The following is a 24,469-nucleotide window of genomic DNA, read 5'->3' on the forward strand; positions in this document are numbered from 1 at the left end:
ATTCATCATCTATTATGATGGTTTTGGCGGCTCTTGTCAATAGCCGTGCCGGACCCTTCCGACATTCACTCCGGAGCACTTTCCGCCGGATGGAAATACCCGTACACCGCTTCCGCGGCGGGACGGGTCATACCCGGAGCTGCCAGCAGATCCTCCTCGCTGGCGGCAGAGATGGCCTTCACTGTCTTGAAATGCCGGTACAGCGCCGCCGCACGGGTCTTGCCGATGCCGGGGATTCCGGTGAGAACCGATTCCAGACCGCTCTTGCGATGTTTGGACCGGGAATAGGTGATGGAAAACCGATGGACTTCATCCTGAATGGCGGTCACCAGATTGAAGGCCCGCTTATGGGCGGAAATGGAGATCTCGCCGCCGTCACTGGCAATGGCCCGGGTACGGTGACGGTCATCCTTGACCATGCCATACATTGGGATTTTAAGCCCGAAGGCTTCCAGGATGGGCTGTACCGCATTCAGGTGCCCCTGTCCGCCGTCCAGCAGGATCAGGTCGGGCAGCCGTCCGAATCCGCGTCCGGTGTCCTTCTCCTGCTCATACCGTGCCAGACGCCGTCCGATTACCTCCTGCATGGAGGCGTAGTCATCGGTACCCTCCACCGTCTTGATGGTGAACTTCTTGTAGGCGGACCGCAGCGGCTTGCCGTTTTCAAACACCACCATGCCCGCTACCTTGGTCGCCGCTCCGAAGTTGGAAATATCGTATGCCTCAATATAGGAGGGCGGCGTCTCCATGCCCAGGGTCTTTGCCAGCTCATCCAGCGCCGCAATCTCCCGCCCGGTCTTGTCTGTTTCGTGGGAGAGAGTCTGGGCACAGTTCTTCAGCGCCATCTCCACCAGCCGGGCCTGTTCACCGCGCTGTGGAATGTGAATGGTCACCTTGCGGCCCAGACGGTCACTGAGCAGCCCTGCCAGCAGCTCCTGGTCCGCCACTTCCCCATCCACTGTTACCAGCGGCGGAATGCGGTCCGGCGTGGTGTAGTACTGGGCAATGAACTCCCGGCGCATCTCGTCCAGCGCACCCGGCTCACCCAGCAGATAGTCCTGCTTGTCCACCAGCCGTCCGCCCCGGAAGATCAGCATCGAGCAGACCGAGTTGTTATCGGTGGCCACAAAGCCCAGCACATCCTGGTTTTCCACCTTGGAGAAGATCACCTTCTGCTTGTCGCCGATCTTGCGGATGGCCATGATCCGGTCCCGGTACCGGGCTGCCTTCTCAAATTCCAGCTTTTCAGCGCACTCCTCCATTTTGCGGGTCAGCTCTTCGGTGAGGTCGCCGCCGTTGTGGATGTAGTTCTTGGCCTGGGCGATGATCTCCGCATACTCATTCTGGGGGACCTTCCCCTGACAAAGCCCCATACAGAGCTTCATGTGGTAATTCAGACAGGGGCGTCCCTTGCCGAACTCCGCCGGGAACTTCCGGCTGCAGGTGGGCAGCTGGAAGACCTTGTTCACCTCGTCCACTGTCTGGTTCACCACAAAGCCGGACATATACGGCCCGATGTACTCGCTGCCGTCGTCCAGGTGGTTCTTGTCCGACACAATACGCGGGAAAGGTTCATTGGTGATCTTGATATAGCTGTATCCCTTATCGTCCTTGAGCAGGATATTGTACTTGGGGTTGTGCAGCTTGATCAGGCTGCACTCCAGCACCAGCGCTTCAAATTCGCTGTCGGTGACGATGTAGTCAAAATCCACTACATTCTGCACCATCTTGTAGACCTTGGGCAGATGATGATCGATGGCCCGGAAGTAGCTGGATACCCGGTTCTTGAGCTTCTTGGCCTTGCCCACATAGATAACGGTATTGTTTTTATCCTTCATAATATAAACTCCCGGCTGCATGGGGAGCTTATGAACTTTTTCCTTGAGTGATTTCAGAATCTGTGCGTCCAATAGGATCAACACCCCCTGATTTCAGATTTGTCTTTACATATTATAGTGTAAAAGCTCCGGGTTGAAAAGGGCTGATCAGTCCTTTCCGGTAAAATGCCGGACCATCGCCCGGATCAGATCGTTCTCCTGATACTGCCGGTGCACCAGAAAACTGATGCCATACAGGTCAAACAGCGCCATGGGCACGATCTCGCAGTTCCGGTACTGCTCCGGGACATGTCCTCCCTCCGGCACAAAGGCTACGCTGCGGTCGTCCATGGGGTTCTCCCCCTCCTGGGGCAGATATAACTCCACCTGCATATCCGCCCGGCTGATGAGATGCACAACGGTGGAAAACGCCTGTTTATCCGTGCCGGTGAGCAGCAGCCGCTGACCGGAAAGATCCCTAAGACTGAGGGTGGAACGCTGACTGAGCGGATTATCCGGAGAAATCAATGCATAAATCCGATACGGAAGATCCCACCGCTCAAATCCGGCGATGCCTTCAGTGTGCCCGGGAAGCAGGAACGCACCGTCCAGTTCCCCGGACAGGAGCATCTGACGGAGCTCCACACTGTCCTGATAAGGCAGGGATAATGCGATTTTCGGGAACTGGGACTGGAGTACAGAAATATCGTGGATCGTATAGCGATGCGCAGACGCTCTTTCCCGGCATATCGAGAACATTTCATGTCCGATTTAATTTGTTCAAAACTCAAAATTGCCTGTTTAGCATCTTTGATAAAATTTTCGCCCACTTTTGTTAAAATTACCGTATTGCCATTCCGCTCAAACAACCGCACTCCAAGCTCTTTTCCCAGCTTGATAATCTGCTGAGAAAGCGATGGCTGCATGATAAACAGCTCTTTTGCCGTCTGGGAAAAGCTATGGGTCTCGCTGATTTTCACTGCATAACGCAATTGATTATATTGTATAAATCCACCTTCCGGTTTATCATCAGATTTACAATCATAGGCAAAACCTACAAGTCTATTATAATAAGATACTGGACATATTTTAAGAAGAATTCCATAATAAACATAACAGATTCCTCTATCATTGAAAGATTTTATACTATTTCTACAAACTATTTCTTCAGTGTGTGTTGTTCAAAATCTTCATCTCCAGCTGTATCCGAATGAGAGGCGGCCTGTATACTCAGTTCAGTATCCCCGTTGGTGAACGCTGGTCCGGTTACTACGGTATCATCTACATCGTCACCAAGATGACCCTGGCTATGTACTCGCTCTCCTTCGCACAGTACTTCATCGCACTGGTTCCCGGTGCTCCTGAAAAGGCTGTCGCCCTGGGCGTTGCAACCTTCTTCATCGGCCTGGCCTTCTTCGGCGTTGGTAACCAGAATCGTTATCCTGATCCAGGCTTCATTCATGATCAACTCGATCCGCTCGAATCCGATGCTGCTCGTCTTCAACGCTCTGTTCCTTGTTATCGCGGTTGTTTACTCCGGTATCCGCTACAAGCAGGGTGTTCGCCCGACCGTTTCCTACGAGTTCACCTGATATTCGATCGATTATGGTTTCCTGAAAAGGTGCGCATGCACCTCATGTAGACGCAAAAAGGACACACTTCGGTGTGTCCTTTTTGTTTGCCTTTCTATCCCCTGTCCCGGCGAGCACTTCTTCCATCCAGGCTAAAGCACCCCCTTCGGAACTGACCCCGGCCTGTTCTTCCTCCTGCCCGGACTGCAATGCTACTACTGGGATTGCCTCTGGGCTATCCTCCCTGCCGCTGGTGCCTGCTGCGGACTGTCCTCCCCCATGCGGTCATCGCTCGCTGTGCCGCAAAGCCGGAGCTTCCCACAGGCGGCAAGTCCATCGCAGCAATCAAAGTCCGAGCAGGCTGTCCCTCCGGGAGCAGGCAGAAAAACCAGGCAATCAACAAGGCACCCGCTGTCCGGCGGATGCCTTGTTTTGTTTCTTGGGAATTTCTTCTCACCTGCGGAATTATTCCAGGTTCAGGCGGTTTTCCAGAATATAGCGCACAGCATAGAACAGTCCGACGCAGAGCAGCAGCGAAGTCAGCAGCTGAGGGAGCAGCTCATCGCCGGAGTAAGTGGCGGTGCCCAGACCAGGGAGAAATGCCGTCTGTGCGGTGGCAATGGCTGTGCGGAGCAAGGCATTGACAAACGCGGTGACCTCGCCGAGCACAGCTGTCATCACAACATAGGAGAACACAGCGATCACAGCTCTTCCCCGGTAGAACAGGTGTCCGATGCAGGCCGCGGTGTAGACCATCAGGATTCCGCATGCGGATTTGGACAGGGACAGCAGAATCAACTCCAGTCCCACGATCAGACCATTCTGTCCGAACAGATCATAGAGGAAGAGAATGAACTCCTCCCAGAATGAGCGGAGCAGCAGGAAGAAAGAGGAGTCCGCTGCGATGATCAGCATGGAAATGGTACCCACCAGGAAGCCTGCCACCACAATCACCATGGCGGTGATCAGCTTGGAGAAGATATGTACAGTTGCGGATACCGGCAGGGTATGCATCAGGTAACCTTCCGGGCCCAGCATGGTCTTGGAAAAGCGCTGGATAATGGTAATGCAGGACATGACCATTACAGCGACAATCAGCGCGGCATAAACAAAGACGGTGATCCCTGTCAGTGAGCCGGAAAGATTGTAGAGATAGAACGGGCGCAGCAGAGAGGCAATGCCCAGCAGCGCGATATACAGGGTAATCAGTTCCCGGAACGCCGCCCGGAACTCGTATTTCAGCAGTTTGATCAGCATCGGAACACCTCCCGGAACAATGCGTCCACGCTCTTGCCCTTCTCTTCCCGGATGTAATCCACCGAAGCGGTCAGGGCGATATGACCCCGGTCGATGAAAATAACATCATCCAGCACCGGTTCCACATCAGCGATCAGATGGGTGGAGATCAGCACAGCGGCATCGGGATTGTAGTTGCCGATAATGGTACGCAGGATATATTCCCGTGCTGCCGGGTCCACCCCTCCGATGGGCTCATCCAGCAGATACAGCTTCGCCTCCCGGCTCATTACCAGGATCAGCTGTACCTTTTCCTTGTTGCCCTTGGAGAGGTTTTTCAGCTTGTCGCCTGTGGAGATATTCAGATGGGTAAGCATTTCCAGCGCACGCTGCTCCCGGAAATCGCTGTAAAACTCGCTGAAGAACTCCACCAGGTCCCCGACCCGCATCCAGTTGTTGAGATACTCCTTATCCGGCAGATAGGATACAATCCGTTTGGTTTCGATCCCCGGACGGTACCCGTTGATCCGGATCTCGCCGGAAGTGGGCGCCAGCAGTCCGTTCGCCAGTTTGATGAGGGTGGTCTTGCCGCTGCCATTGGGTCCCAGAAGTCCTACGATCCGCCCGGAAAATACCTCCAGGTTCACATGGTCCAGCGCCATTTTGCCGCCGTAACTCTTACTGAGATCCCTGCACTGCAGGATGATATTCTGCATAATCCTCACTCCTTTCCGCTTGCCGGCAGACTGTATTCCTCTGCCAGCCGGAGGCTTTCTTCCCTTGTGTAGCCCAACCGGCCCATCTCCCGGTAAAAGGCTTCCAGTGTCTGCCGGGCCAGGTCCTGCCGGATACTTTCGATCCGGGCTGTATCCTCGGTGATTGTCTTGCCTTCGGTACCTCTGGATACAATCAGTCCGCTGCGTTCCATCTCATACATGGCCCGCTGCACTGTATTGGGGCTGATCCCCAGTTTTCCCGCCAGTTCCCGCACTGGCGGCACCCAGCTGCCCGGGGCCAGTGTCCCCGAGGCGATCTCACGCTCGAGCCGCTCGGTCAGCTGAAGATATATCGGCCGGTCATTGGTAAAAGTCCAGTTCACAGCCTCCCTCCTTTCGGTTTCACTTGTATCAATCGTTCAATACAATAATACAGCCCATTGATTTCCATGTCAAGGAAAAAACGGTAATTCTCCCCTTTGGGTCACTGACGCTTCTGGAACGCAAGGATAAACGGACAATCCGGGATATTGATCAGACGGTAATAGGTGGCGTCATATTTCCGGTCACTGAGCGACGATGCGAATTCCAGCAGCAGTTCGCCCTCCCGCTTGCCCTCAGGATGTCCGGGATAGACGACAACCACAACCGTTCCACCGACCTTGACCCGCTCCAGCGCCTTGGATACCGCTGCCATGGTGGTTTCCGCCTTGGTGGTGACCACATGGTCAGAGGTGGGCAGGTATCCCAGATTGAACATGCCTGCATCAAACTCCCCCGGGACATACCGGTCGAAGTTCTCATGGCTGTCCAGGATCAGCTGGACATTGGGGCGTCCGCCTGCCTCCTCCAGACGCTTCCGGGTGCGTTCCAGCGCCAGAGGCTGGATATCGAAGGCATAGACCTTCCCCTCCGGCACCAGATCCGAAAGATACAGGGTGTCGTGACCGCCGCCCATGGTAAAATCGCAGATGATCCCATCCTTCGGGATCTCCTCATTCAGAAAGCTCTTGGCAACCTCGGTAATCGAGCGTGTTTTCATTTGGTTTCCCTCCCTTTGCCCTGCCAGCTGTTCCGGCGGGCCATCTCCTTATCAATGGCATTCATCACCCGGCGCTTTTTCAGACTCCAGAGCGGCGCCAGCAGTGTTGCCTCCTCGCCGTCCCCGGTGATCCGTTCGATCACCACTTCCGGCGGCAGCAGTTCCAGCTGATCGCAGACAATGCCCACATATTCCTCCATCGAAAGCTCCCGCACCTTGCCCTCCAGGTACTCCTGTCCCATGACCGTCCCTTTTATAATATAGAGCAGGTGCAGTTTGACAGCGTCCACCGGCAGCTTCGCCACCCGGCGCACCGTTTCCAGCATCATGGCACGATCCTCCCCGGGGAGTCCATCGATGAGATGGACGCACACCCGGATGCCCCGCTTCTTCAGCTCGGTGACCGCAGCGGTAAATTCCGCATAGCTGTGACAGCGGTTGATCCGCTCCCCGGTGCTGTCAAAGGCGGACTGGAGCCCCAGCTCCACAGTGAGGTCGGTGCGGCGGGCGATCTCCTCCAGATAGTCCAGCACCTCCGGCGGCAGACAGTCCGCACGGGTGGCGATGCTCAGTCCCACTGTGCCGGGCAGTCCGATAAACGGCTCGAACTTCTCCCGGAGCACCTCCACCGGAGCATAGGTATTGGTATGCGCCTGGAAATACGGGATATACCGTGCCTCAGGCCACTTGCTCCGGCTGGCTTCGATCCCCGCCCGAAACTGCTCCATCAGGGGTGTGCCGGGCAGACCGGCATGCTCGCCGCTGCCCCGGGAGGAACAGTAGGTACATCCGCCCCGTCCCCGGCATCCATCGATATTCGGGCAGGTGAACCCCGCATCCAGCGGGACTTTCACCACCCGTCCCCCGTACCGGCGGCGGTTCTCATATTCCAGCGTGTGATAACGCTTGTTGGTATCACTGTATTCAAACGGATTCTGCATCGCTTCGTCCCCTTTCCCATTCGGATAAAATGATACACGGTTCACGAAAAAATTACAATCCCTCCAGGGCCAGACAGTTGATTTCCCGGCAGCGAAAGGATATGATAAAAGTGACCGAATCTGTCCTGGGAGGGAGAAAACCGTTGAACATCAGTCTGGAATACTACAAGGTATTTTACAATGTGGCAAAGCTGGGGAGTATTTCAGCCGCAGCCAACAGTTTGTTTATCTCCCAGCCGGCGGTGAGCCAGGCCATCAAGCATCTGGAAACGGAGCTGGATGCCCGGCTGTTCAACCGTACTTCCAAGGGAGTCCGGCTGACCCCCGAGGGGGAAGCGCTCTATAACCTGATCAGCCAGGGCTATGATTATTTCCTGCGGGCTGAGAATATGTTCCGGGATATTCATGCGCTGCAGGCCGGTGAGATCCGCATCGGCGCCAGCGATATGACCCTGCAGTACTATCTGCTCCCCTATCTGGAGAGCTTCCATTCCAAGTATCCCAATGTGAAGATCCGGGTCACCAACGGCCCGACCCCTGAAACAGTCAAGGCGCTGCGTGCCGGGGAAATCGACTTTGGAATCGTCACCACACCGGTCATCAGCGACAAATGGATGACTGTCACACCGGTGCGGAAAATCCAGGACTGCTTTGTTGCCGGAATCAAGTTCATCGGGCTCAAAGGCAAGACCCTCTCCCTGGCGGAGCTTGCCAAATACCCGCTGACCATGCTGGAGAAGAAAACCAGCAGCCGCCGCTATATCGACAATCTGTTCGTCCAGGAAGGGTGTGTGGTACAGCCGGAATTTGAGCTTGCCACCAGTGACCTCATCGTGCAGTTTGCCCTGCGCGGACTGGGAATCGGCTATGTGACCCAGGATTTCGCCCAGCCCTATCTGGACCGGGGACAGCTCTTCAAGCTGCAGCTGGCTGATCCCATTACACGCCGCAGCATGTGCCTGATCACGCCCACTCAGTTTCCCATGCCGCTGGCAGCCAAACGCCTCATCGAAGAGGAACTCCGGGACGAGAAGGATTCGCACATCCATTTATAACAGGACCCATTAACCAACAGAAAGGCTGGTATTTATTATGAAACAGAACCATTGTCCGCTTTCCCAGAACCTGCGTATGGCTGCGGCAGCCCTGACCGCAACCTCCATCATGGCCAGCAAGGTATTCCGTCCGGTGATCCGGGCCGGTGTTGCCGCTGCGGTGATCCTGGCCGCGCTCATCGCCGCCGTTGTGACCGGCAAGAAGATCGCCGACCGCAGACGCTCCCCCTGGGAGAAGCTCACCGGAAACCTGCGCCGGATGCGTCCGGTTCGGAAAACCAAGTGGAGCATCCGCTTTTAACATTCCTGTTTCGTCAGTTTAACAAACCCTTTCACCCTCTGAACCGGTACAAAAATCCTTTGTACCGGTTTTTCATATCTATTTACCACAAAAAACATCATTTTCTTTTATCTAATACGACAACACAAAATTGCCTGTTTTCAAAATCCTTCCTTTCAGCTGTCAGTTTTTTGAATAGTTTGCACCAAAATTTTATTTCTAATTGCATTCAATCCATAGAAGGTGTATAATAAAGCCAAAGGTAAGGGTTAAGCGGAACCGCGCAATCCCGCTTATATGTTTCCCCTTGTCCAAAGATATACCGGTGTATCACAAGATATAAGAAAGGTTGGTTTTCCACTATGAAATTCGATTTTGAGTCGATCATTGACCGTACTGGTAAGGACTCCTCCGCGGCCAACGTTATCCCGATCCCCGGTGCAACAGTTAAGGAAGGCTTCTCTAAGATCCCGATGTGGGTTGCTGATATGAACTTCGCTACTGCTCCTACCATTCCGGAAGCAATGATCAAGCGTGCTGAGCATCCTCTGTACGGCTACTTCCCGATTTCTGATGAGTACTATGATGCAATCATCAAGTGGCATGCCGACAGACATCATGCTACTGTAACCAAGGAAGCTATCGGTTACGAGAACGGCGTTCTGGGCGGCGTTGCTACCGCTCTGCAGGCTTTCACCGCTCCTGGTGAGCCCATCCTGATCCACTCTCCTACTTACATCGGCTTCACCGGTACCATTACCAACAACGGTCGTAAGATCGTTCACTCTGAGCTCTACAGAGACGAAGAGGGCGTTTGGAGAATGGACTACGAGGATATGGATAAGAAGATCAAGGAAAATCATATCCATGTCTGCATCTTCTGTAACCCCCACAACCCCTGCGGCCGTGTATGGACCCGCGAGGAAATTGAGAAGGCTATGGAAGTTTACAAGAACAACAACTGCATCGTTATCTCCGATGAGATCTGGGCTGACCTGGTTATGAACGGCAACGTTCAGACTCCTACCCAGGAAATCTCCGAGGATGCCAAGATGCGTACCATCGCTCTGTACGCTCCTTCCAAGACCTTCAACCTGGCTGGCCTGGTAGGTTCTTACCATGTAATCTTCAACAAGTACCTGCGTGAGCGTATGGACAAGGTTGCTTCCCTGTCTCACTACAACTCCATCAACGTTATGTCGATGCATGCTCTGGTTGGCGCTTACAGCGAGACCGGTCGTGAGTGGGTTGACGAACTGCTGGAAGTTCTGAGCAGCAACGTTAACTACGCTTATGACTACATCTGCAAGAACTTCAAGGGCGTTAAGCTTGCTAAGCCCGAGGGTACTTACATGCTGTACCTGGATTGCGAAGAGTGGTGCAAGGAGCACAACATGTCTATGGACGACCTGCTGAAGGCCGGTGTAGCTGTTGGTGTTATCTGGCAGGATGGTCGTCCCTTCAACCGTCCCTTCGCCATTCGTGTTAACCTGGCAGTTCCGCACTCCCGTGTTATCGACGCTATGGATCGTCTGGACAAGTATGTATTCAACGCCAAGTAATTGTCGCTGATTACCTGCTAACTTCTCTCATAGCTTAAAAGGCTTCGGCTTCTTGCCGAAGCCTTTTTCTTTCCCTCTCTCCCCTCTCCCGCACCACGCATGGGAGAATAAAAAGCCACAGCCTCTGGAATCAACCAAAGGCTGTGGCTTTTATACTGTATTTCTGTTTTTACCGGATGATCATTGTAACTGCATCATACCGGCATTTATCAATCTGGGTGAAGAAGTCGGTTTCCGATGTCAGCAGTTCCTTGCCGGACTTGCGCAGGTTATCGGTGACGAACCGGGCGGTGCGCAGACCTCTTTCCTGCAGTGTGGCATAGGCGTCCTCATAGGCCTTGTTCCGGTCCGCATCCACATACGCCAGAGCGTAAGCCGAAGCCTCCCTCATAGCTGCCTGCAGCTCCTCACCTGCTGACTGGTAGAAGTCCTCGGACACATACAGCCAGTCCACTTCAATGCGGTGTGCTGTATTGATGAGGTAGGCATGCTCCATATCCTCATCCAGAAGCTGCGCCAGCTGGGCACTGTTGACCTCCATTGCTGTGACTGTTTCGTCCTGCCAGGTTTCGGTCAGGGTAGCACTGGCTGCGGTTGTGTCACCGAACAGGCTCTCAAAAGCCGCCGCCGTGTAATAATCAGAGGGCTCTGCCAGTGTGAACTCCTGCATATCCTTCACCGCACGGATGGGGCTTTCCTTGGTCATCACCATCATGGTGCCGCCATAGAACACACCCAGCTGGCGTGCCTTGAGAGTCTCGGCATAGTCCAGCTCGGTCAGCTGGATAAAGGTCGGCGAATTGAGGGTCATGGTCATGTGCTCGTAGTCCCGGAAATAAAACGGCGAAGCATAGATGGCAAAATCGCTGTCATAAGGGATCAGGCCAGCTGAATCCACATAGATCAGGTCCGCTTCCCCTGCCAGCAGGCTGGCTTCCGGGTCTTCCTCATAGAACAGACTGATGTCCAGCGGAACTTCGCTGTACTCCACCAGCTTATCGACGAACAGGCGCATTCCGTCCCGTTCAGTCTCATCTGCGGTATTGGATACAGAAATCCGGACTTCCAGGCTCTCATTCTGCCGGAACGGGGAATCCAGTTCCCCGGACGAACAGCCGGTCGCCAGTAATGCCAGCGCCAGCGTCATTCCAAGCAGACGCCGGTGTGTATTTCCCATTGGCTCTCCCCTCACTCCTCATCTTCGTCATTCTGATCCTTTTTCCGGCGGTCCTCATCTTCCTCGTCCTCTGAGGAATCCTTGTCCCGATCCGCATCCTCTTCGCCGTCCTCCGGCTCCTGACTGCTCTCGGTCTCCTCTTCCGATTCCTCAGTTTCCTCCTGGACCGGCGGAGCCCACTGCTGGGTCATCAATCCCTGAATCCACTGGATCTGTACCGCCGTATTGGCAGCAAAGACATTGTTGATGAAGATCAGATCCGTTACGCCGTTCTGCTTGATGAAGTCCAGCAGATTCAGCTCAAAATAGCGCTGATCCACAATATATACGGTTTCATAGTGTGCCACCAGGAACGGCGAGAAGGCATTGCCGAAGGATTCCTTCACTACCACTGCCTTGCGTCCGTTCTTGTTTTCGGTCTGGATCTCGGTAAGGGGCTGGTCGCCATGCAGGAAGACTGAGTACATATTCACGCCCGAAGCATAGTCCGCCATGATGGTGCTGGCATAGGGTGTGAACGGCTCGCCCCGCTTGTACATATATGCCTGGTGAGGCGTGGAAATGGTGGGGTAATCCACATAATCCGGATTCTCCCGCAGGGTGGAATCCTGGGTCTGGGAGTAGAGCGTTCCATAGAACGGCTCCTTCCGGTTCCACTCAAAGCTGTCATAGGGTGTGGGCGTGAAGCCCGCTTCCTTACAGAACGCCACATACGCATAGTAAGCGCCGGTTACCGTCCAGTGATGGTCGGTGCGGAAGTAGATATATTCATCCGTATGCTGGGCAATCTCGCCATAGGCATCCACTGTCTTGACCGCATCGCTCATCTGAGAGTAGATATAGTCGATATTCGGCTTTTCCGGAGCGGAAATATCCTGATACTTTTCCGGAAGATAGAACTCGATGGAGGTGGGCACCACAATGTCATATACCTGGACATCCGGCAGTGCCGCCGCATAGGAATTGATGACATCGGCATACCACTTGCCCATGGACTGGCTGCCGCCGAACATGGACATCGCCATCCCCTTATAGATGAATACCGAGCCATTCTGTTCGCCCACAGCAGTTTCCTCTGCCTTGCTGGACGAGGAGTTCTCGGTTTCTATGCCGCTGCCCGGCTCTGTGGGGACTTCCGGTTCCGAAGTGGATGGGGCTGTTTCATGGATCTTGGCGTCATCCAGACGCAGCCCACGCATTTCCTCCAGGGTGCTGCCCAGGGAAATCAGCGCATCCCGGAACGGGAAAGTATCGCTGTAAAAGGCATCGATCCCCGAAGCCAGCGATCTATCCCAGTATCCCTTGAGGGTCAGCTCGGGCATTTTCGCCAGGTCACGCTTTTCCTGCTCTGAATAGGTGGGCTTCTCCATGGCAATGGACAGTCCGCCCACAGCAAACAGCGCTGTACAGAATGCCGCAATGTTGAGCATGGAAGCAGCGGTAGGCCGCTTGTTGTTGTGTTCGTTTGCCATTTCAGTCCCTCCTCTCAGAACCGGTAATACAGGAACGGATTATAGCTCTGCCCGCTGAGCATGGCAGTACAGATCAGCAGAATCCCCAGATTCATCACCGGCACCAGAATGCCCAGGATGATCTGCCGGGGGCGGCTCACAGCTGCTGCCGCGGTGATCTGCTGCGATGCGATCCGGGCCAGCGGCAGACAGAATACCACCGCCAGAATCAGCCAGAACAGGTTGCCCTCCAGGGCCAGCAGGGTCTGGGAGTTGGTGAGCGGCTGACCCGACAAACCGAACATGATCCCAAGGTACTGTGCGGCCCGGGAGAGATCGGTGAAGTAGAAGATCACCCAGCTGATCAGTACCGCGAACAGCAGGTAGAAATGGCTGATGAAGCCCGGCAGCTTTTCCAGCAGATTGCGCAGGCCCAGGCGCTCCAGGGCGATCAGCACGCCAAAGAACAGGCCCCAGAGGATAAAGTTCCAGCTGGCGCCATGCCACAGGCCGGTGGCAAACCATACCACAAACAGGTTGCGCCAGGCATGGCTGCGGTTGCCGCCCAGCGGAATATACAGATAATCCCGCAGGAAGCTGCTCAGGGAAATGTGCCAGCGCCGCCAGAATTCTGTGGCAGTTTTGGCGATATAGGGATAGTTGAAGTTCTCTACGAAGTGGAAGCCGAACATCAGGCCCAGGCCGATCGCCATATCCGAATATCCGGAGAAGTCATAGTAGATCTGCAGCATGAACAGCACCGCGCCGAACCAGCTTCCCAGCACAGTCACTTTGGTAAGATCGCCGTCCATATACTGCACCAACAGCGAACCGGCAACATTTGCCACCGCAACCTTCTTGAGCAGGCCGATGCAAAACCGGGTAATGCCATGGCTGATGTCGTTGGCATTGGCGGTGCGGTGACCGATCTCCCAGGCCACATCGGAATAGCGGACGATGGGACCGGCTACCAGCTGGAAGTACATGGACACATACATGATAAACCGCAGGAAGGAAGGCTGGGCCTTGACATCGCCGCGATAGACATCCACGATATAGGAGATCATCTGGAAGGTGTAGAAGCTGATGCCGATGGGCAGCGAGAACTGCGGGACCGGCAAGGAAAGCGGCAAAACCGCATTGATATTCTCGATGAGGAAGCCGCTGTACTTGAAGATTCCAAGCAGCGAAAGGCTGATGGTCACAGCGAAAATCAGTGCGGCCTTTCCCCTGCGGGTTCCGGCGAACCGTTCCACCAGCAGACTGCAGAACCACACCATGAATCCCGAAGCGAGCAGCAGCAGAACCCAGACCGGTTCACCCCAGGCATAGAACAGGAACGACATCGCCACCAATACAAAATTCCGTACCGCATAGCTGCGGGTGGCATAGTAGAGGATCAGGTTGACCGGCAGGAATATATAGAGGAAAAACAGATTGGCAAATACCATATAAGAAACGCTCCGTTAACAGACTTGTGCAGAAAAAGCCACGGACTCTCCCGCGGCAAATACCGTTTCTATTTTATCACAAACCCCATGGAAATAAAAGCATTCTGTTCGCAGTTGCAGAGAAAAATCCCGTTTTGCCGCAGTCTTCTGCTCCAATAAAAACTCCCGGCTCCTCTCCCCTCGCTTTCCTCGCTGCCATGCAAAAAAGCCTCTGTCATCTGACAGAGGCTTTTGAGGGGTCTATCCTGTGATTACTTGCAGAGCTCTGCAATAAAGTCCTTCATGAACTGATATACCCGGGCATAGGAATCAATATCCATCCACTCGGTTACAGTGTGCTCATTGCCGGAGGTGCAGCCCAGAGTAACAATGTCCATACCGGGCATCTTCTCGCTGAACACGCCCAGCTCCAGACCGCCGTGTACCGCAAGTTCACGCATATCCTCACCGGTGCGCTCCTTGTACATCTTCTTAGCCAGCTCACGCATCTTGGAACCAGCCATGTACGGCCAGGCGGGCATCCAGTCGCCTACCCATACTTCCGGCATGCCTGCCAGCTTACCGACGGTGCAGATGTTGTCCACATAGTCATCGTTGAGGCTCTTGCTGGAAGAACGCAGCATGGTGTCGACTGTAATCTTGTCCTCCAGAGTCTTGACCACACCCATGTTGGTGGAGGTCACCGGCAGACCGGGAACCTGCTTGTTCATCATACGAACGCCGTTGGGCACATTGTACAGGCACTCTACTACAGCCTTGGTCACAGCAGCAGAGAGCATCTTGTCAGCCTTGGCGTCGGTCACAGTTACAGTCAGGCCGGGATCACTGGCTGCCAGCTCGTCCTGCAGCTCAGCAGTTACCTTGGCGATCTTGTCGATCACAGCCTGCTTCTTGCCCGGCTCTACGGCGATGATGGCATCTGCCTCACGGGGAATGGCATTGAACATGGCGCCGCCAGTGATATGGCACAGACGGAAGTCCGCAACCTTGGCTGCGTTGTGCAGCAGACGACCCATGATCTTGTTGGAGTTGCCCTTCTCATCGGTGATGTTCATGGCAGAGTGACCGCCCAGCAGGCCGCGAACCGAAACAGCCAGCACATCGCCCTTGACCGGCTCATACTCGGTGGGAATGGAGAAGATCACTTCCTGTGCGCCAGCGGAGGTGGTGGCTACAACACCTTCGGGGCCGGCATCCAGACCGATCATGCGGCGGGCAGTGATGTCCGAGCAATCCAGTGCCATAGCGCCCCAGAAGCCTACTTCCTCACCGGTAGTGAACAGGAATTCCAGCGGAGGATGCGGGAAGGCATCCGAATCAGAATCCATCAGAGCCAGCATGTAAGCAACGCCCTTGCCGTCATCTGCGCCCAGGGTGGTGCCGTCTGCCCGGAGGATATTGCCTTCCAGGATCAGCTTCAGGCCGTCCTTGGTAAAGTCATGGTCCGAGTCACTGTTCTTCTCGTTTACCATATCCACATGAGCCTGCAGCAGCAGTGCCGGCAGATGTTCATAACCCGGTGTGGCAGGCTTCTTGACTACCACATTGTTGCGCTCGTCGACACGGGCATACAGACCCAGCTTGGCAGCAGTGTCTGCGATGAATGCAGAGATTGCCTTTTCATTATAAGAACCATGCGGAATCGCAGAAATATCCTCGAAATACTTCAGCGGCAGCTTCGGCTCCTTGTCTGTGAGAATGTAGTTCATGTTGTTTTCTCCCCTTTGTGAAAAATTCCCCGGGTTCTCACCGGTTTACTTTTCAACCATACCACGCTAAAGCGCTTTCGTCAACGAAAATCTGTGTTTTTTTCCCATTCTCATCAAAGAACGGCGATTTACATAAAATTCCTTTGGATTTTCCCGCTTTACATTGTGAAAATTGAGACAGGATCTGATCCTAACCAAAGATTCTGGAAAGGGGTTCCATGATCTTTGCCAGGCTTTCAATGGAGCGGTTCAGACTGTCCATGTCCAGCTTCTGGATCTGTTCCAGGGCGGCATACAGCTCCTGGAGGCCCTCGTTATTCAGGGACTGAAGTGCCTGGCTGAGCTGCCGGCTGGCCTCTTCCAGCTCCACCGATGCAGAGTTGAGATGGCTGAGGATCTCCCCCAGCTGGCTGAGGTTGAGCAGCAGCATCACAGCCGCGGCTCCCGCCAGCACTGCCAGCAGGATCGCGCAGATACCGGTCACCCGCATCCAGAACAGCATCTTCTCCTCATGGGTTTCCGGGCGCTTCCAGCGGGAAGCCTTCTCCCCTGCCGGTGCGGCAGTGTCGGCAGGTTCAGGGATCGCCGGTTTGTCCTCCGGACGCAATATGGGCAGTTTGTTTTCGGTATTCATAAAATTCCTCCGTTTCATTCACTGCGGTTTCTCTCTGCCGTCATTATAGCAGGATTTTGGCAAACAGACAAGAAATGACAAAAACAGACCCCGGCAGGAAACTCCCACCGGGGTCTGTATAAAGAGATTCAGCAGTAAATTACTTTACCATGCTGGCAACTTCAGAAGCGAAGTCATCAGCCTTCTTCTCAATGCCCTCGCCCTTCTCAAAACGAACGAAGGACTCGATCTCGATCTTGCCGCCGAGATCCTTGGCAACCTTGGCTACGTACTGAGCCACGTTCATGTTGCCATCCTTTACGAAGGCCTGATCTACCAGGCAGTTCTCCTTGTAGAACTTCTCTACACGGCCGGTAACCATCTTCTCGATTACCTGAGCAGGCTTGTTCTTCAGCTTCTCATCGTTCTGGATCTGAGCCTCGAGAATCTTCTTCTCCTCCTCAACTACGGCAGCGGGAACTTCTTCACGCTTCAGGTAGCCGGGGTTGATTGCAGCGATCTGCATAGCAACATCATGACCGCACTCAACGAACTCAGCCTTGTCAGCAATGCCGTCCGAAACATCGAACTTAACCATAACGCCGATCTTGCCGCCAGCGTGGATGTAGGTAGCCAGAGTGCCTTCCTCACGTACGAAACGACGGATCTTCAGGTTCTCACCGATTACCAGGATCTTCTCACGCAGCAGTTCCTCAACGGTCATGCCGTTCTCAGTCTTGCAGGCCAGCAGAGCATCAACATCAGCAGGATTCTGCTCCATGATGATCTGAGCGCACTGTGCAACGAAGGCATTGAAGTCAGCATTCTTGGCTACGAAGTCGGTCTCAGAGTTTACTTCGATGATAGCGCCTACCTTCTTGGCAGCATCAGCAACAGCGTATACAACGCCTTCAGCAGCTACACGGTCAGCCTTCTTGGCAGCAGCGGACAGACCCTTTTCACGCAGGTATTCCACAGCCTTGTCCATATCACCGTTCGACTCGGTCAGTGCCTTCTTGCAGTCCATCATACCGCAGCCGGTCATCTGGCGCAGGGTCTGGACATCCTTAGCAGTAAAAGCCATTTTCATTTCCTCCTCAGCGATCAAGTCTTTCGACTTTTCTATCGGTTGCATTTTTGTAAAAAGAGGCCCGGATAATATGACCCGAGCCTCTAAATTCTGAATCTGATTACTCGGCAGCTTCTTCAGCCTCAGCAGCTTCAGCAGCCTCGGCGGTTTCAGCACCCTGACGGCCCTCGATAATCGCATCAGCCATAGCGCTGGCGATCAGACGAACCGCACGGATGGCATCATCGTTGCCAGGGATTACATAGTCGATCTCATCGGGATCGCAGTTGGTATCAACGATTGCAACAATCGGAATACCCAGCTTGTGAGCCTCAGCTACTGCGATGCGCTCCTTGCGGGGGTCAACGATGAACAGAGCACCAGGGAGCTTGTTCATCTCCTTGATACCGCCCAGGAACTTCTCCAGCTTCTCGATCTCGAGTTCCAGCTTTACAACTTCCTTCTTGGGCAGACGGTCAAAGGTGCCGTCCTCTTCCATCTTGCGCAGCTGAGCCAGACGGTCAATTCTGCGGCGGATGGTCTTGAAGTTGGTGAGCATACCGCCCAGCCATCTTGCGTTTACATAGTAAGCGCCGGCTCTCTCAGCCTCTTCCTTGATGCTGTCGCCAGCCTGCTTCTTGGTGCCGACAAACAGAACATTCTCACCGTTTGCAGACAGCTCACGAACGAACATGTAAGCCTCGTCCAGCTTCTTAACGGTCTTCTGCAGGTCGATGATGTAGATGCCGTTTCTCTCGGTGAAGATGTACTCAGCCATCTTGGGGTTCCAGCGACGGGTCTGGTGACCGAAGTGCACACCAGCCTCGAGCAGCTGCTTCATAGATACTACGCTCATTGATAAAATCCTCCTTTGGTTGTTCCTCCGCTCCGGCTCCGTTCCAGCCGACCTGAAACTGCTTCAGGCACCGGGCTGTTCTTGACCGGGGCGTGCGTTTTGCCCTAATATAATACCACAGCTTATCCAGGATTGCAAGTCCTGTTTTGCATTTTCTCCCGGAAAACATGCGATTTTTCCTAAAATCAGCGAGCAGGTGTCCTTCGCTTGATTGATCCGGGTAAAGCATGGTAAAATGGCTTTACTGTCAATACATCTATATCGGAATGGAGATGGGATGGATGAAATCAATCTGCGGACTGGACTGCTGTGAACAATGCAGTCGGCTTGAAGCATGCGGCGGCTGCCGGAAAACAGACGGCCACCCGTTCGGCGGGAACTGCATGGCAGCGGAATGCATCAAACACGGCGGCGAAGCGGAGTTCCAGTGTGTTAAGAAGGAGCTGATCTCTGAATTCAACGCATTGGGGATCAGGAATCTTTCGGTTCAGGACCTCAATCTGCTCAATGGCTTCTTTGTCAATCTGGAATATACCCTCCCCAACGGACAGCAGGTAAAGCTGCTGAAGGATTATGACATCTATCTGGGGAACCAGATCGAGATCCCCGGCAGCGACCGGTGCTACGGGCTGGCGGCGGATGACCGGATGCTGCTGGTGTGCGAGTATGGCTGCGGCGGAGAAAACCCGGAGATTATTCTCTATAAAAAGAGAAACTCCGCCATGTGACACCGATGAAAAAAGGAGGGACTGTCATGGAGCGATTCAAGAAAATCTATGAGCAGGGCTTTGTGGAAGTAATGGAGATCTGGGTCGATACTGAAACCGGGATCAACTATCTGTTCCACCGCAGCGGCAACGCAGCCGGCTTTACGCCGCTGCTGGACCAGGACGGCAAGCCCGTTGTGACACCGGACCGCTAAAATCAAAGGCAGCTGGAAAAACCGGCTGCCTTTTCTTCTGTCTGCGACTGAGCGTCAGGGAAACCGTCCTTTGACAGTGTAACAGATTGCTGTCTCCCTGAAAAGTCCCTGCCGGAAAAATCCGGGTAAAATCCGTTATAACCGCATCTTTTCAGAAGCCCAGGAAGGAGAACAGACCCTTCCTGGGCTCTGCCTGAGGCGGACAGTACCGCACCAGAACGGTATCCTCGCCGATGAGCTGAATGTCCTGCCAGCAGATCACCGTATCTTCCTCACGGCCCAGCAGCCCGAACAGCCGGCTACGCCCATAGATGACAATGGCGGTGAGCTGCGCCGTGCAGACATCTACCTCCACATCGTCCACCCGGCCCAGACAGACCCCGCTGTCCACGCAGACCACATCCTTTTTCCAGAGCTCTCCGATCCGGCAGCTTGCCATACGCGCTTCCCCCTCTCCCCCTATCTTACGCCCGGGGAAGCCGGGTTATGCCTGTCCCGCCTCCGTCAGTGCCGCCCGGGCAAAGGCCTCCATCGCCGGTGTCAGCCACTTGTCCGAATGGGCATAGATCCGGCTGTACAGCCGGGGCTCGAAGCCTGCGATCCCAAAGGCCTCCACCGCATGGGCCGCCTGCTTTTCCCGGGAAATGAACTCCGGCATGAAGCCGATCCCCAGCCCGGCCTCTACAAACCGCAGCACCACATCGGCGCTGCCCGTTTCCAGAAACACTTCGGGTGACAGCTCCTGGTCCTCCAGAAAGCGTTCCAGCAGCCTCCGGTAGGGGCAGCCCGGTTCGGTGTAGATAATCTTCTGCCCCAGCAGCTCTGCCGGGGCGATCTGCCGTCCCGCAAGGGGCGAACCAGCGGCACACAGCGGCTGTGTGGGGTGGGAAAACTCCGCCAGCATCCGGGTATGCTCCGGCGCGTCGTGCCCATAGACCCAGATGAGATCCACCTGGTCTGCCTGCAAACGGCGCTCCAGCTCGGTCCGGGGTGCTGTCACCACCGAAAGCACCGCCCCAGGCTGGCTCTGTGAAAAACGCCGGATGGTCCCCGGCAGGAATCCGCCGCAGAGCGACTCATAGACCCCCACCCGCACCAGGGCGTTCTCCTCACTCTGCACACTGCGCAGCAGCCGCTCCGATTCCGCCAGCATCACCCGGGCCGACTGTACCGCCTGCCGTCCGCTGTCGGTGAGCCGTATCCGCCGCCCGATGCGGTCAAAGAGCGGTGCGCCCAGCTCCTCCTCCAGCGCCTTGATCTGCATGGTCACGGTGGACTGGGTATAGCCCAGATCCTCCGCTGCCGCCGAAAAGCTCCCCAGTTCCGCAATCCGCACCAGAGTACGGAGATTCCGCAGCTCCATGGCCTCTGCCTCCTTTTAATTCAATAATTTTGATATTACCTATATAATAATTCAATTTTACAAATAAGTAAATCCCTGTTATACTGAAACCATCGAAAACAATCCACCCAGACATCAAGGAGGTCACACACATGAAAGTAACTGTTTATGGAAGCCATCTCTGCCCCGATACCCTGTACGCCATCAACCAGCTCATGTCCAAGGGCGTTGACATGTCCTTCAAGAACATCTCCGCTGCCCTCTCCGATCTCAAGGAGTTCCTGGCAATCCGGGAAAATGACGCCATCTTTGACAACGCCAAGAAGAACGGCGGTCTGGGCATTCCCTGCTTCGTCCTCGAGGACGGCACCCGCACCCTGGACATCACCAAGGTAATCGGCTGATTGCAGCACAGCATAACAAAAACCGGAAGGAACTGATCCTTCCGGTTTTTCTGTTTTTTACGGGAATATCAGAGCTCCACGCCTTTGTAAGGAGCGGTTTTGTCCGGGAGACCTGCGCCGATCTTCGGCTTCTGCAGCGCCCGGGTCGGACAGACTGCCACACACTCCCCGCAGCGGATGCACTCCGGCGAGTTGGGGTCCCGGGTGGGATCGCAGTCCATCGGGCAAATCGTAACGCACTTGCCGCAGTGGACACACTCCTCCGGCAGAAAGCGCAGCCGGTACAGTGAGAACTTATTGAAGAGCGCATAGATGGCGCCCAGCGGGCAGAGGTATTTGCAGAAGGGGCGGCTGACCATCACCGACAGCAGCACCACAGCCAGCAGCAGGGCAAACTTCCACTGGAACAGCGCACCCAGCGCCGCCCGGGTGTTTTCGCTCACCGCAGCCAGCGGGAGCGCCCCCTCCAGGATTCCCTGGGGGCAGAGGTATTTGCAGAAGGTGGGATCACCCATGCCCAGCACATTGACCATGAGGTTGGGCAGCAGGAACACAAACACCACCAGTACCCCATACTTGAGCCAGGTGAGCGGACGAAGCCGCCGGGTGGAGAACTTTTTCGGGAAGGGGATGCGGTGCAGCAGATCCTGGAACCAGCCGAACGGACAGAGGAATCCACAGACCAGCCGTCCGCCCAGGCCGCCCACTACCATCAGGAAGCCCAGTACCAGCAGGGACAGGGCATAATCCGGGGACCCGGCCAGTGCCTGCATGGCACCGATGGGACAGCTCCCCAGTGCTCCGGGGCAGGAATAGCAGTTGAGCCCCGGCACACAGAACTGTTTGAGCGGGCCCTTGTAGAGTTTCCCGTCCAGGAAGCCGGTGAAGTTGGCGTTGGTCAGCAGGGTCCAGAGCGCCTGGATGCCAAACCGCTTCCGGCGCTGTGTTTTCAGTCTATCCAATGCCCACACACTCCAGACACAGATTGATGGATTTCACAAAATAGACCCCCAGTTCTCCCCGGGTAAGTCCCAGTGCCATTAGACCTGCTCCGGTGAGCAGGATCACCGCCGTCACAATCCGGCTGTTCTTCATAGGCTGCCTCCTATCGGATGGAATCAAGCAGGTCCCGCTTGGCCTGCCACAGGTTCTGGGAGAGATCCACATAGTACCGGTGCGGGAACTCAAACCGCTTCATCTCGTCCCAGAGAGTATCCACCTGAGCCAGACAGTACTTCTGGATCTCGGGCAGCGACGGAGACTGATAAACCAGCTTTCCCTTTTCAAATACCGGGCAGAGCAGTTTCCGGGCGGTATAGTTCCGCAGTTCCTGACGCTTCCAGGTGGCAATGGGATCAAAGATGGTCAGCGGCTGGCTCTCATCGATCTCCTCGTCATGGAACGCGATGTAATCGGCAATGGCCTTGCCGGTGTCGTTGGCATACAGGCGGTACAGGGTCTTGAAACCGGGGTTGGTGATCTTGTCGATGCTCTCGCTCACCTTGATCTTGTTTGTATAGACTCCATTATGCTCCACTGCCGCCAGCTTATACACGCCGCCGAATACCGGTGACGACCGGCTGGTGATGAGGCTTTCGCCCACACCAAAGGAGTCCACCTGGGCGCCCTGCGACCACAGTTCCCCGATGATGTACTCATCCAGCGAGTTGCTCGCGACAATCGCCACATCGGGATAGCCGGCATCGTCCAGCATCTTGCGCATCTTCTTGGAGAGGTAGGCAATATCGCCGCTGTCGATCCGCACGCCCTTGGGACGGAAGCCCTTGGGCACAACAACTTCATCGAACACCTTGATAGCGTTGGGCATGCCGCTTTTGAGGACATTATAGGTATCCACCAGCAGGGTGCAGTTGTCGGGGTAGATCTCTGCATAGGTCTTGAAGGCCTCGTATTCGCTGTCGAAGGTCAGTACCCAGCTGTGCGCCATGGTACCCACTGCCGGCACGCCGAACAGCATATCCGACACGGTACAGGCGGTGGAGGTACAGCCGCCGATATAGGCAGCCCGGGCGCCGTAGATGGCACCGTCATACCCCTGGGCACGGCGGGAGCCGAATTCCATTACCGCACGCCCATGGGCTGCCCGGGCAATGCGGTTTGCCTTGGTGGCAATGAGCGACTGATGGTTGATGGTGAGCAGCAGCATGGTTTCCAGCAGCTGTGCCTGCACTACCGGTCCCCGGACGATCACCATGGGTTCGTTGGGAAAGACCGGTGTGCCCTCAGGCACCGCCCAGACATCGCATTCAAAATGGAAGTTTGCCAGATAGTCCAGGAACTCCTCACAGAAGATTCCCCGGCTCCGCAGGTAGGCAATGTCCTCCTCATCGAACTCCAGATTCTTCATGTAGTCGATGAGCTGCTCCAGGCCTGCAAAGATGGCAAAGCCGCCATTGTCCGGAATTTTCCGGAAAAACATATCAAACACCGCAATGGTGTCCTTCCGCCCGCTCTGGAAATAACCATTTGCCATGGTGAGCTCATAAAAGTCAATGAGCATCGACAGATTGCGGGCCGCAAATTTTTTCTCCTTCATGTGAATCCCTCGATTCCCGTTTTCAGATATACAGACGGGAGGTCGTATGAAACGGCCTCCCGCTGCGTAAAACCTGTATTTTATTATATCCCCGGCTCCGGGCAATGTCAATCAGCATTCCCGATCCGGAGTTCGATGGGCTGAAGCACATAGCCCACAATGACCCCGCTCTCCGGGTCCACTGCGAAAAGCCGTGCCTGTGCCGGATAGGTGCCGTCCTCCAGCTCCTCATCGAGGTCTACGGTATCAATATGGCTGTCTGGTTCCAGCACCGGCGAGGAATAGACTACCGTCCCATCCTCCAGCTCAATATCCGCCTGGAGATCGTAGCGGTTCTCCCGGGGATTTTCCAGATAGAGTCCCCCGTTCTTCCCGCCCTTCTCAAACTCCGGCGATGCGTCCAGCCGGAAACTGAGGGTGTCCTCGTCATTCTGATGGTCAGCGGCCTCATAGCCCTCCACCGGGCCTTCCTGTACCTGACCCGCCGCTCCGGCTGCGGAAACCGGCGCGCCAGGCCCCAGCAGCGCATATCCCAGCGCCGCCGCTGCCAGCACACCCGCTGTACCAGCCATCACAGCTGCCACCAGATGGGGCTTTTTCCACAGGCTTCGATAGTCTTTCATGTGATCCTCCCAAGGGTGCCGGAAGCACTGTCCGGCGGTTTCTGTCCCTCAGTATAGCCGAAAATTCCGGTCAGC

27 protein-coding genes and 1 pseudogene are annotated in these 24,469 nt (G+C 55.1%); 7 read left to right on the forward strand and 21 right to left on the reverse strand.

What is annotated here, in order from left to right; genetic code table 11:
* Nucleotides 1-65: 65 nt before the first annotated feature.
* From uvrC to H9X81_RS12095, 3 genes and pseudogenes are all read right to left on the reverse strand, one after another.
* Nucleotides 66-1,922: an excinuclease ABC subunit UvrC gene (gene uvrC, locus H9X81_RS08020; protein WP_345941535.1), complete on the reverse strand. Its 1,857-nt coding sequence runs from the start codon at nucleotides 1,920-1,922 to the stop codon at nucleotides 66-68.
* 63 nt (nucleotides 1,923-1,985) lie between these two features.
* The gene (locus H9X81_RS08025) at nucleotides 1,986-2,576 is read right to left on the reverse strand and encodes a LysR family transcriptional regulator substrate-binding protein (protein WP_204721130.1); all 591 of its coding nucleotides are present in this window, start codon (nucleotides 2,574-2,576) and stop codon (nucleotides 1,986-1,988) included.
* Nucleotides 2,577-2,650: 74 nt separating this feature from the next.
* Nucleotides 2,651-2,809, reverse strand: a pseudogene (locus H9X81_RS12095) (helix-turn-helix domain-containing protein); the annotation flags it as partial.
* Between the two features lie 218 nt (nucleotides 2,810-3,027).
* Between H9X81_RS12095 and H9X81_RS08030 the strand changes: the two are divergent.
* Nucleotides 3,028-3,459, forward strand: coding sequence for a hypothetical protein (locus H9X81_RS08030; RefSeq protein WP_204721132.1), 432 nt, complete (start codon nucleotides 3,028-3,030; stop codon nucleotides 3,457-3,459).
* A gap of 394 nt (nucleotides 3,460-3,853) precedes the next feature.
* Here H9X81_RS08030 and H9X81_RS08035 read toward each other — a convergent pair whose 3' ends face one another.
* The 5 genes from H9X81_RS08035 to H9X81_RS08055 all read right to left on the reverse strand — a co-directional run bounded on the left by H9X81_RS08035 (nucleotide 3,854) and on the right by H9X81_RS08055 (nucleotide 7,323).
* Nucleotides 3,854-4,645: a hypothetical protein gene (locus H9X81_RS08035; RefSeq protein WP_204721134.1), complete on the reverse strand. Its 792-nt coding sequence runs from the start codon at nucleotides 4,643-4,645 to the stop codon at nucleotides 3,854-3,856.
* Nucleotides 4,639-5,340 (reverse strand): ABC transporter ATP-binding protein, encoded by a 702-nt coding sequence (locus H9X81_RS08040; protein ID WP_191392489.1) that lies wholly within the window; start codon nucleotides 5,338-5,340, stop codon nucleotides 4,639-4,641. The genes H9X81_RS08035 and H9X81_RS08040 overlap by 7 nt, the downstream gene beginning before the upstream one ends.
* A gap of 5 nt (nucleotides 5,341-5,345) precedes the next feature.
* Complete coding sequence (locus H9X81_RS08045) at nucleotides 5,346-5,723, reverse strand: GntR family transcriptional regulator (protein ID WP_177503694.1); 378 nt, start codon at nucleotides 5,721-5,723, stop codon at nucleotides 5,346-5,348.
* A 101-nt stretch (nucleotides 5,724-5,824) separates the two neighbouring features.
* Nucleotides 5,825-6,382: a class I SAM-dependent methyltransferase gene (locus H9X81_RS08050; RefSeq protein ID WP_204721136.1), complete on the reverse strand. Its 558-nt coding sequence runs from the start codon at nucleotides 6,380-6,382 to the stop codon at nucleotides 5,825-5,827.
* Nucleotides 6,379-7,323 carry a TIGR01212 family radical SAM protein gene (locus H9X81_RS08055; protein WP_204721138.1) on the reverse strand — a complete coding sequence of 315 codons (945 nt, stop codon included), beginning with the start codon at nucleotides 7,321-7,323 and terminating at the stop codon, nucleotides 6,379-6,381. The genes H9X81_RS08050 and H9X81_RS08055 overlap by 4 nt, the downstream gene beginning before the upstream one ends.
* A gap of 143 nt (nucleotides 7,324-7,466) precedes the next feature.
* Between H9X81_RS08055 and H9X81_RS08060 the strand changes: the two genes are divergently transcribed.
* The 3 genes from H9X81_RS08060 to H9X81_RS08070 all read left to right on the forward strand — a co-directional run bounded on the left by H9X81_RS08060 (nucleotide 7,467) and on the right by H9X81_RS08070 (nucleotide 10,220).
* The gene (locus H9X81_RS08060) at nucleotides 7,467-8,378 is read left to right on the forward strand and encodes a LysR family transcriptional regulator (RefSeq protein ID WP_204721141.1); all 912 of its coding nucleotides are present in this window, start codon (nucleotides 7,467-7,469) and stop codon (nucleotides 8,376-8,378) included.
* A gap of 37 nt (nucleotides 8,379-8,415) precedes the next feature.
* Nucleotides 8,416-8,679, forward strand: coding sequence for a hypothetical protein (locus H9X81_RS08065; RefSeq protein WP_204721143.1), 264 nt, complete (start codon nucleotides 8,416-8,418; stop codon nucleotides 8,677-8,679).
* A 341-nt stretch (nucleotides 8,680-9,020) separates the two neighbouring features.
* The gene (locus H9X81_RS08070; RefSeq protein ID WP_204721145.1) at nucleotides 9,021-10,220 is read left to right on the forward strand and encodes a MalY/PatB family protein; all 1,200 of its coding nucleotides are present in this window, start codon (nucleotides 9,021-9,023) and stop codon (nucleotides 10,218-10,220) included.
* A gap of 169 nt (nucleotides 10,221-10,389) precedes the next feature.
* On the opposite strand, the gene dctP is transcribed toward H9X81_RS08070, so the two are convergent.
* The 7 genes from dctP to rpsB all read right to left on the reverse strand — a co-directional run bounded on the left by dctP (nucleotide 10,390) and on the right by rpsB (nucleotide 18,546).
* Nucleotides 10,390-11,397 carry a TRAP transporter substrate-binding protein DctP gene (gene dctP / locus H9X81_RS08075; protein ID WP_204721147.1) on the reverse strand — a complete coding sequence of 336 codons (1,008 nt, stop codon included), beginning with the start codon at nucleotides 11,395-11,397 and terminating at the stop codon, nucleotides 10,390-10,392.
* 11 nt (nucleotides 11,398-11,408) lie between these two features.
* Nucleotides 11,409-12,869: a DHHW family protein gene (locus H9X81_RS08080; protein ID WP_204721149.1), complete on the reverse strand. Its 1,461-nt coding sequence runs from the start codon at nucleotides 12,867-12,869 to the stop codon at nucleotides 11,409-11,411.
* Between the two features lie 14 nt (nucleotides 12,870-12,883).
* Entirely contained in the window at nucleotides 12,884-14,299 is a 1,416-nt protein-coding gene (locus H9X81_RS08085; protein WP_204721151.1) for an MBOAT family O-acyltransferase, read from the reverse strand.
* Between the two features lie 251 nt (nucleotides 14,300-14,550).
* Nucleotides 14,551-16,008, reverse strand: a complete 1,458-nt coding sequence (gene pepD / locus H9X81_RS08090; RefSeq protein WP_204721152.1) for a beta-Ala-His dipeptidase — start codon at nucleotides 16,006-16,008, stop codon at nucleotides 14,551-14,553.
* Between the two features lie 190 nt (nucleotides 16,009-16,198).
* A complete protein-coding gene (locus H9X81_RS08095) occupies nucleotides 16,199-16,642 on the reverse strand; it encodes a hypothetical protein (protein WP_204721154.1) in 444 nt (147 codons plus the stop codon).
* A 139-nt stretch (nucleotides 16,643-16,781) separates the two neighbouring features.
* On the reverse strand, nucleotides 16,782-17,705 hold the full coding sequence (gene tsf / locus H9X81_RS08100) for a translation elongation factor Ts (RefSeq protein WP_177502186.1): 924 nt from the start codon (nucleotides 17,703-17,705) through the stop codon (nucleotides 16,782-16,784).
* 106 nt (nucleotides 17,706-17,811) lie between these two features.
* Entirely contained in the window at nucleotides 17,812-18,546 is a 735-nt protein-coding gene (gene rpsB, locus H9X81_RS08105) for a 30S ribosomal protein S2 (RefSeq protein ID WP_191392480.1), read from the reverse strand.
* Nucleotides 18,547-18,929: 383 nt separating this feature from the next.
* Here rpsB and H9X81_RS08110 point away from each other — a divergent pair, with 383 nt between their 5' ends.
* Both H9X81_RS08110 and H9X81_RS08115 read left to right on the forward strand, forming a co-directional pair.
* Nucleotides 18,930-19,274, forward strand: a complete 345-nt coding sequence (locus tag H9X81_RS08110) for a hypothetical protein (RefSeq protein WP_243424083.1) — start codon at nucleotides 18,930-18,932, stop codon at nucleotides 19,272-19,274.
* A 26-nt stretch (nucleotides 19,275-19,300) separates the two neighbouring features.
* Nucleotides 19,301-19,468, forward strand: coding sequence for a DUF6440 family protein (locus H9X81_RS08115; RefSeq protein ID WP_177502189.1), 168 nt, complete (start codon nucleotides 19,301-19,303; stop codon nucleotides 19,466-19,468).
* Nucleotides 19,469-19,619: 151 nt separating this feature from the next.
* Here the strand turns inward: H9X81_RS08115 and H9X81_RS08120 are convergent, their stop codons facing one another.
* The gene (locus H9X81_RS08120) at nucleotides 19,620-19,907 is read right to left on the reverse strand and encodes a YlmC/YmxH family sporulation protein (RefSeq protein WP_191392478.1); all 288 of its coding nucleotides are present in this window, start codon (nucleotides 19,905-19,907) and stop codon (nucleotides 19,620-19,622) included.
* Between the two features lie 45 nt (nucleotides 19,908-19,952).
* Nucleotides 19,953-20,831 carry a LysR family transcriptional regulator gene (locus H9X81_RS08125; RefSeq protein WP_204721158.1) on the reverse strand — a complete coding sequence of 293 codons (879 nt, stop codon included), beginning with the start codon at nucleotides 20,829-20,831 and terminating at the stop codon, nucleotides 19,953-19,955.
* Nucleotides 20,832-20,962: 131 nt separating this feature from the next.
* On the opposite strand from H9X81_RS08125, the gene H9X81_RS08130 reads away from it, so the two are divergent.
* Complete coding sequence (locus tag H9X81_RS08130) at nucleotides 20,963-21,214, forward strand: glutaredoxin (protein ID WP_177502191.1); 252 nt, start codon at nucleotides 20,963-20,965, stop codon at nucleotides 21,212-21,214.
* A 68-nt stretch (nucleotides 21,215-21,282) separates the two neighbouring features.
* Here the strand turns inward: H9X81_RS08130 and H9X81_RS08135 are convergent, their stop codons facing one another.
* The 4 genes from H9X81_RS08135 to H9X81_RS08150 form a co-directional block, all read right to left on the reverse strand.
* Nucleotides 21,283-22,176 carry a 4Fe-4S binding protein gene (locus H9X81_RS08135; protein WP_243424085.1) on the reverse strand — a complete coding sequence of 298 codons (894 nt, stop codon included), beginning with the start codon at nucleotides 22,174-22,176 and terminating at the stop codon, nucleotides 21,283-21,285.
* Nucleotides 22,169-22,309: a CD1871A family CXXC motif-containing protein gene (locus tag H9X81_RS08140; protein WP_177502192.1), complete on the reverse strand. Its 141-nt coding sequence runs from the start codon at nucleotides 22,307-22,309 to the stop codon at nucleotides 22,169-22,171. Before H9X81_RS08140 ends, H9X81_RS08135 begins: the two co-directional genes overlap by 8 nt.
* A gap of 10 nt (nucleotides 22,310-22,319) precedes the next feature.
* Nucleotides 22,320-23,771, reverse strand: a complete 1,452-nt coding sequence (locus H9X81_RS08145) for a nicotinate phosphoribosyltransferase (RefSeq protein ID WP_204721161.1) — start codon at nucleotides 23,769-23,771, stop codon at nucleotides 22,320-22,322.
* Nucleotides 23,772-23,878: 107 nt separating this feature from the next.
* Nucleotides 23,879-24,394 carry a hypothetical protein gene (locus tag H9X81_RS08150; protein WP_191392475.1) on the reverse strand — a complete coding sequence of 172 codons (516 nt, stop codon included), beginning with the start codon at nucleotides 24,392-24,394 and terminating at the stop codon, nucleotides 23,879-23,881.
* Nucleotides 24,395-24,469 lie beyond the last annotated feature (75 nt).

Source organism: Hydrogenoanaerobacterium saccharovorans (genome assembly GCF_016901815.1).
Lineage (GTDB): Bacteria > Bacillota > Clostridia > Oscillospirales > Ruminococcaceae > Avimicrobium > Avimicrobium caecorum.

Bases quoted from the DNA above. Each gene is read 5' to 3' on its own strand.
- H9X81_RS08150 (WP_191392475.1), bottom strand. From the start codon at position 24,394: ATGAAAGACTATCGAAGCCTGTGGAAAAAGCCCCATCTGGTGGCAGCT.
- H9X81_RS08050 (WP_204721136.1), bottom strand. From the start codon at position 6,382: ATGAAAACACGCTCGATTACCGAGGTTGCCAAGAGCTTTCTGAATGAG.
- tsf (WP_177502186.1), bottom strand. From the start codon at position 17,705: ATGGCTTTTACTGCTAAGGATGTCCAGACCCTGCGCCAGATGACCGGC.
- H9X81_RS08140 (WP_177502192.1), bottom strand. From the start codon at position 22,309: ATGAAGAACAGCCGGATTGTGACGGCGGTGATCCTGCTCACCGGAGCA.
- H9X81_RS08065 (WP_204721143.1), top strand. From the start codon at position 8,416: ATGAAACAGAACCATTGTCCGCTTTCCCAGAACCTGCGTATGGCTGCG.
- rpsB (WP_191392480.1), bottom strand. From the start codon at position 18,546: ATGAGCGTAGTATCTATGAAGCAGCTGCTCGAGGCTGGTGTGCACTTC.
- H9X81_RS08080 (WP_204721149.1), bottom strand. From the start codon at position 12,869: ATGGCAAACGAACACAACAACAAGCGGCCTACCGCTGCTTCCATGCTC.
- H9X81_RS08130 (WP_177502191.1), top strand. From the start codon at position 20,963: ATGAAAGTAACTGTTTATGGAAGCCATCTCTGCCCCGATACCCTGTAC.
- H9X81_RS08055 (WP_204721138.1), bottom strand. From the start codon at position 7,323: ATGCAGAATCCGTTTGAATACAGTGATACCAACAAGCGTTATCACACG.
- H9X81_RS08115 (WP_177502189.1), top strand. From the start codon at position 19,301: ATGGAGCGATTCAAGAAAATCTATGAGCAGGGCTTTGTGGAAGTAATG.
- dctP (WP_204721147.1), bottom strand. From the start codon at position 11,397: ATGGGAAATACACACCGGCGTCTGCTTGGAATGACGCTGGCGCTGGCA.
- H9X81_RS08095 (WP_204721154.1), bottom strand. From the start codon at position 16,642: ATGAATACCGAAAACAAACTGCCCATATTGCGTCCGGAGGACAAACCG.
- H9X81_RS08030 (WP_204721132.1), top strand. From the start codon at position 3,028: ATGAGAGGCGGCCTGTATACTCAGTTCAGTATCCCCGTTGGTGAACGC.
- H9X81_RS08035 (WP_204721134.1), bottom strand. From the start codon at position 4,645: ATGCTGATCAAACTGCTGAAATACGAGTTCCGGGCGGCGTTCCGGGAA.
- H9X81_RS08110 (WP_243424083.1), top strand. From the start codon at position 18,930: ATGGCAGCGGAATGCATCAAACACGGCGGCGAAGCGGAGTTCCAGTGT.
- H9X81_RS08125 (WP_204721158.1), bottom strand. From the start codon at position 20,831: ATGGAGCTGCGGAATCTCCGTACTCTGGTGCGGATTGCGGAACTGGGG.
- H9X81_RS08070 (WP_204721145.1), top strand. From the start codon at position 9,021: ATGAAATTCGATTTTGAGTCGATCATTGACCGTACTGGTAAGGACTCC.
- H9X81_RS08120 (WP_191392478.1), bottom strand. From the start codon at position 19,907: ATGGCAAGCTGCCGGATCGGAGAGCTCTGGAAAAAGGATGTGGTCTGC.
- pepD (WP_204721152.1), bottom strand. From the start codon at position 16,008: ATGAACTACATTCTCACAGACAAGGAGCCGAAGCTGCCGCTGAAGTAT.
- H9X81_RS08145 (WP_204721161.1), bottom strand. From the start codon at position 23,771: ATGAAGGAGAAAAAATTTGCGGCCCGCAATCTGTCGATGCTCATTGAC.
- H9X81_RS08040 (WP_191392489.1), bottom strand. From the start codon at position 5,340: ATGCAGAATATCATCCTGCAGTGCAGGGATCTCAGTAAGAGTTACGGC.
- H9X81_RS08085 (WP_204721151.1), bottom strand. From the start codon at position 14,299: ATGGTATTTGCCAATCTGTTTTTCCTCTATATATTCCTGCCGGTCAAC.
- H9X81_RS08025 (WP_204721130.1), bottom strand. From the start codon at position 2,576: ATGTTCTCGATATGCCGGGAAAGAGCGTCTGCGCATCGCTATACGATC.